This window comes from Haemophilus parahaemolyticus (assembly GCF_002015035.1).
Taxonomy (GTDB): Bacteria; Pseudomonadota; Gammaproteobacteria; order Enterobacterales; family Pasteurellaceae; genus Haemophilus_A; species Haemophilus_A parahaemolyticus.
In genome coordinates, this window is the sequence record NZ_MUXY01000003.1 from 156,287 (window position 1) to 162,373 (window position 6,087).

General features: G+C 40.7%; 5 protein-coding genes. 2 read left to right on the forward strand and 3 right to left on the reverse strand.

Annotated features, from left to right (window positions below; all coding sequences use genetic code 11):
• Nucleotides 1-39: 39 nt before the first annotated feature.
• Entirely contained in the window at nt 40-633 is a 594-nt protein-coding gene (gene plsY, locus B0185_RS05125; protein ID WP_005706816.1) for a glycerol-3-phosphate 1-O-acyltransferase PlsY, read from the reverse strand.
• An 84-nt stretch (nt 634-717) separates the two neighbouring features.
• Between plsY and folB the strand changes: the two genes are divergently transcribed.
• Complete coding sequence (gene folB, locus B0185_RS05130; RefSeq protein ID WP_005706795.1) at nt 718-1,071, forward strand: dihydroneopterin aldolase; 354 nt, start codon at nt 718-720, stop codon at nt 1,069-1,071.
• 66 nt (nt 1,072-1,137) lie between these two features.
• Here the strand turns inward: folB and sohB are convergent, their stop codons facing one another.
• Both sohB and lpxB read right to left on the reverse strand, forming a co-directional pair.
• Nucleotides 1,138-2,190 carry a protease SohB gene (sohB, locus tag B0185_RS05135; protein WP_005706799.1) on the reverse strand — a complete coding sequence of 351 codons (1,053 nt, stop codon included), beginning with the start codon at nt 2,188-2,190 and terminating at the stop codon, nt 1,138-1,140.
• A gap of 52 nt (nt 2,191-2,242) precedes the next feature.
• Nucleotides 2,243-3,406: a lipid-A-disaccharide synthase gene (gene lpxB / locus B0185_RS05140; RefSeq protein WP_005706896.1), complete on the reverse strand. Its 1,164-nt coding sequence runs from the start codon at nt 3,404-3,406 to the stop codon at nt 2,243-2,245.
• Nucleotides 3,407-3,861: 455 nt separating this feature from the next.
• Between lpxB and glgB the strand changes: the two genes are divergently transcribed.
• Complete coding sequence (gene glgB / locus B0185_RS05145; RefSeq protein ID WP_005706891.1) at nt 3,862-6,054, forward strand: 1,4-alpha-glucan branching protein GlgB; 2,193 nt, start codon at nt 3,862-3,864, stop codon at nt 6,052-6,054.
• Nucleotides 6,055-6,087 lie beyond the last annotated feature (33 nt).

The window sequence follows — 6,087 nt, forward strand, 5'->3', positions numbered from 1 at the left end:
AAAATCTTGTTAGACGGGAGAAATCCCGTCTTTTTATTATTAAGTAGATTTAAATCTAATCCTATCTTCCTGACCTCTCCATAAACGTTGAATATTATCATGATGACGATAAACCAATAAGCAACAAACCAGTGCAACAGGGAACGTAAATTCAGGTTTATACCACCACACGAAAGCAGGCAAAATAAGAGCTGTAATAACAGCACTTAATGAAGAGTAGCGAAAAACGAGGAAAGTTATCAGCCAAGTTGCAAGTGATAACCCTGAAATTTCCATTCCAAAAGGAATCAGTGTTCCTAATGCAGTTGCAACCCCTTTTCCACCACGGAAACGGAAAAAAATAGGAAAAACATGCCCTAAACAAGCCGCTAATGCAATAAAACCTATTTCGCTTGGTTCTAATCCAAAACGTAAAGCAAGGGCAACAGGCAACATGCCTTTTAACACATCAAATAGCAGCACCCCAAGAGCAGAAAGACGCCCCCCTATGCGTAGTACATTTGTTGTACCAGGATTTCTCGAACCATTTTCACGCGGATCAGGCAAGCCTGCTAATTGGCAAAAAATAATCGCACTTGATACTGAACCGAGCAGATAAGTCCCGAAAATCATTAAATACGCAGTAAGTGTCATATTTTTCCCTATCTTTGTGTTATATTGTCGCTATTTTACCGCATTATCTACATAATAAAAGTAGAATAAAATAAGGAAAATCCAATGCTTGATAAAGTTTTTATCCACGAACTTACCGCTTTTGCATCCATCGGTGCTTATGATTGGGAGCACACCATCAAACAACGCCTTGTATTTGATATTGAACTCTATTGGGATTTCAGCAAAGCGGTGGAAACCGATGATGTGCAATATTGCTTAAATTATGCCGAAGTCTCAGAGCGTATTTTACATTTCGTGGAAGGAAGACCTTTCAAACTAGTTGAAACAGTTGCTCATCAAGTGGCAAATTTATTACAAGAAACTTACGGCATTCAAAAATTACGAATCAAATTGCACAAGCCTAAAGCCGTAGCACAAGCAAGTAGTGTTGGTGTAATTATTGAAAGAGGGGTTTAAATTTAATTGGACGTTTCAACGATGTTAGCATTTTGAAACGTCCAACTATTCTAATCCAATAAAAGACTACATTACATTTACTCGTTTATTCACGAGCTTAGTAATCACATTACTAATCGATTCTTCCATCTGTAAGCCAATGCGTTTGGTCAGATTTTTCTTCTCTTTATATTTGATTTCAATAATTTCTTTGTTTTCAACTGCTTTCACAAGCAAATCATCACTGGTTGAAATCTCATCAATCAAATTCAACTCAAGTGCTTGCTTGCCGAACCAGTGCTCTCCCGTTGCAATTTTTTCAATATCTAATTGTGGGCGGTTCTCACGTACAAATTGCTTGAATAACTGATGGGTTTCTTCTAACTCTTGTTGGAATTTTTGTTTACCTTTTTCGGTATTTTCCCCCATAAAAGTCACGGTACGTTTAAATTCGCCCGCCGTCATTACATCTACATCGACATCGTGTTTTTTGAGCAAGCGGTGAATGTTTGGCACTTCAGCCACTACACCCACAGAACCGATAATCGCAAAAGGTGCAGAAACAATTTTATTCGCCACACACGCCATCATATAGCCACCACTTGCAGCAACTTTATCAACGGCTACGGTCAGCGGAATATTACGCTCACGCAAGCGTTGTAACTGCGACGCAGCTAATCCATAGCCATGTACAACACCGCCAGGGCTTTCGAGTTTAAGCAACACTTCATCTTCTGGTTTCGCAATCGAAAGCACAGCAGTAATTTCACGGCGTAAAGCACTTACAGCGTGAGCGTGCACATCTCCGTTAAAATCTAATACGAATAAGCGAGGCTTTTTCTCTTCATCTGACTTTTTTTCGCCCTCTTTAATGCGTTTTTTCTCTGCCTTCGCTTTCGCTTTTGCCTCTTTTTTCTCGGCTTTCTCTTTTTGTTTTAGCTCTTCTCCACTAAGGAAAAAAGCTTCAAGCGATTCTTTCTCTTCTTTATATTTTTCAGAAAAATCAGTTAGCACGATTGTGCCGTTTTCTGGATGCTTTTTGCTTTCTAAAATAATCATCACAATCACAGCAACTACGCCGAAGATAGTGAGAAGTTCTAATAAGAAAATGCCGTAGTTAAGTAAAATATCTTTCCACATTGAATGGGTTCCTTTGTTAATTTGTAAAATAATGAATAAATTTGACCGCTTGTTATTTTTGTTCCAACACATCAACCACAGCTTGTGCTGCCTGTGCATCGGCGTCGCATTGGATCAGTTTATGTAAGTCCGTAAAACTGTGCTTGAGTTCATTTTTTTGTTTTAAACTCTCTACATCATTGCTCAAATAGTGATTGAGCGACCACGCAAGGTTATCAGGATTACACTCTTCTTGAATCATCTCTGGCACAAGCGGTGCATTTGCGAGTAAATTTGGCAAAGAGATATAATCAGTTTTGACCAATTTTTTCGCAAGCCAATAGGTCAGTGGTTTCATTTTGTACCCCACCACCATCGGCGATTTGCAGAGCATTGCTTCTAATGCTGCCGTGCCAGAAGCCAGTAACGTACACTCTGCAGCGATCATCGCTTGGCGAGCCTGCCCTTGCAAAATATGCAGTTCCAACTCAGGGGCTATATTTGCCTTCATTTCTTCTAGCTGTGCTTGTCGTTTTTTATTGACCATCGGCACAAGAAATTCCAAATCTGGATGCTTCTCTTTTAACAGTTGAGCGGTTTTTAAAAAAGGCTCTGCCAAGAATTGGATTTCGCTACCACGACTACCTATCAAAATAGCCACATAGCGTTTGCTTTCATCTAAACCGAGCTTTTCACAAGCCTCTGTTCGGTTAGGTTTTAAGGCTATCGCATCTGCCATCGTGTGCCCGATAAAACGACAAGGCGTGTCGAATTTGTCGTAAAAGGCTTTTTCAAACGGTAAAAACGCCAACACTAAATCAGTCGCACGTTTGATTTTATGTACCCGATTTTGTCGCCACGCCCAAACAGAAGGGCTAACATAGTGAATGGTTTTGATACCGTTTGCCTTGAGTTTTTCCTCCACGGTGAGGTTAAAATCAGGGGCATCAATGCCGATAAATACATCAGGTTTCATTTCAAGCATTGTTTCAATCACTTGTTTTCGGCGTTTGAGTAAGCGAGGTAGATGCTTCAACACTTCTGCCAAGCCCATCACGGAAAGCTCTTCCATCTCAAATAAAGTTTCACAACCCGCTTTTTTCATCTGCTCGCCCGCTACACCAATAAAGCGTGCATTTGGGTAGTGCAATTTTAATGCATTGATTAAGCCAGCACCTAGAATATCGCCTGAGACCTCACCTGCAACGAGTGCGATTAAAGGAGATTTTTGTTCCATTTTCTCTAATTTTTCTGTCGTTTTCTAAAGTTAAAAATGGTTTCATTATATTGTGATTAGCACGAATAGCAATCTATGCCGAAAATTTATACGATATTCCAAAAATTTCTTGACAGAGATCACGCTTTTTAACAAAAGTCGTTGTATTTATTTTGTTTAAGCCTAGAATTCAAATTAACTAAAAATTGGTAAATTTTTAAACGCATGACACTGGAAAGCATATTTTTTGATAGGGATGTTTCCACAAAGCCACTTAATGAGGAAGGCGGATTCTCTTTTTCTGGTTCTTTTAAGCAAACGTTTTCGTCATGCTTGTTTGCTCAAAAACCGCCATCCAATGAAGGCAATGTTTCTCAACCTTTTGCAAGTTTGTTGCAAACTTTGACCGCTTGCCTTCATTTCTATCTTCCCTATCGTGTTTTTCGTTCATGCCACTCGTCTATTGTGAGGTTTTTATGACTCAACTCGTTACCCAATCTGTCATTGATGCTTTTTTTGATGGGGTTAATTCTGATCCCTTTTCTGTTCTCGGTATGCACGAAACCGATCTCGGCATAGAAATTCGCACCTTATTGCCAGATGCCAATCGAGTAGCGGTAATAGAGCGTGAAAGTGGTAAAACGATAGCGGAATTAGACCGCTTGGACGAGCGTGGTTTCTTTGCTGCGGTGATCCCCAATTGTCGTCAATTTTTTGCTTATCAATTACAGGTTTTTTGGGGAAATGAATCGCAAATAGTCGAAGATCCTTATCGTTTTCATCCTATGATTGATGATTTGGAACAATGGCTACTTGCTGAAGGTTCTATGCTTCGCCCCTATGAAGTACTTGGTGCGCACTTTATGGAATGTGATGGTGTGAGCGGGGTAAATTTCCGTTTGTGGGCACCCAATGCCAGACGTGTTTCTATTGTGGGCGATTTCAACTATTGGGACGGTCGCCGCCACCCAATGCGTTTCCACCCGAAAAGCGGTGTATGGGAATTGTTCCTACCGAAAGTTAGTCTTGGTCAGCTTTATAAATTTGAATTGATTGATTGTTTTGGAAACTTGCGTTTGAAAGCGGATCCTTATGCGTTTAGTTCACAACTTCGCCCTGATACGGCTTCTCAAGTCAGTGCCTTGCCAAATGTAGTGGAAATGACGGAAGCACGCAAAAAAGCCAATCAAGCGAACCAACCGATTTCCATTTATGAAGTACATTTAGGATCTTGGCGTCGTAATTTAGAAAACAATTTTTGGCTAGATTACGATCAAATTGCTGATGAATTAATTCCTTATGTCAAAGATATGGGCTTCACCCATATAGAATTTTTACCGCTTTCTGAATTTCCGTTTGATGGTTCTTGGGGTTATCAACCACTTGGACTTTATTCGCCAACCAGTCGTTTTGGCTCGCCTGAAGCATTTCGCCGTTTAGTCAAACGTGCTCACGAAGCAGGCATCAACGTGATTTTAGATTGGGTGCCGGGGCATTTCCCAAGTGATACTCACGGCTTGAGTGCTTTCGATGGCACAGCACTTTACGAATATGCTGACCCACGCGAAGGCTATCATCAAGATTGGAATACCTTGATCTATAACTATGGACGTAATGAAGTCAAAAATTTCTTATCCAGTAATGCACTATATTGGCTTGAACGCTTTGGTGTAGATGGTATTCGCGTGGATGCTGTGGCTTCAATGATCTACCGCGATTACAGCCGTGCGGAAGGGGAGTGGATTCCAAACCAATACGGCGGACGTGAAAATTTAGAAGCCATTGAATTTTTAAAACACACTAACTGGAAAATTCACAGTGAAATGGCGGGGGCAATTTCTATTGCGGAGGAATCGACTTCTTTTGCAGGCGTAACTCACCCAAGCGAAAACGGTGGATTGGGCTTCAATTTCAAATGGAATATGGGCTGGATGAACGACACCCTTGCTTATATGAAGCTCGATCCAATTTACCGCCAATATCATCACAACAAAATGACCTTTGGAATGGTGTATCAATATAGCGAAAATTTTGTTTTACCACTTTCTCACGATGAAGTGGTTCACGGTAAATATTCACTTCTTGGCAAGATGCCGGGCGATACGTGGCAAAAATTCGCTAACTTGCGTGCATATTACGGTTATATGTGGGGGTATCCAGGTAAAAAATTGCTCTTTATGGGGAATGAATTTGCCCAAGGCAGAGAATGGAATTTCGAAGAAAGTTTGGACTGGTTCTTGCTTGATGAAAATATTGGCGGAGGCTGGCACAAAGGCGTGTTGAAGCTGGTTAAAGACCTCAATCAAATTTATCAACAAAATCGACCGCTCTTTGAACTTGATAACTCCCCAGAAGGTTTCGATTGGATTGTCGTTGATGATGCAGCAAATTCTGTGTTCGTCTTTGAGCGTCGCAGTTCAAACGGAGAACGCATTATTGTTATCAGTAACTTTACCCCTGTGCCTCGCCACAACTACCGTATCGGTGTGAATATTGCGGGCGAATATGAAGAAATTTTGAATACCGATTCAATGTATTACCAAGGATCAAATGTGGGCAATTTTGGTTGTGTTGCAAGTGAAAAAATCGAAAGCCACGGACGAGAAAATTCGATTTCAGTGTCCATTCCGCCGTTAGCAACGGTTTATTTGAGATTGAAGGCGAAATAATCCGAATAGATAAATGTAGATACTGTCTCCCAA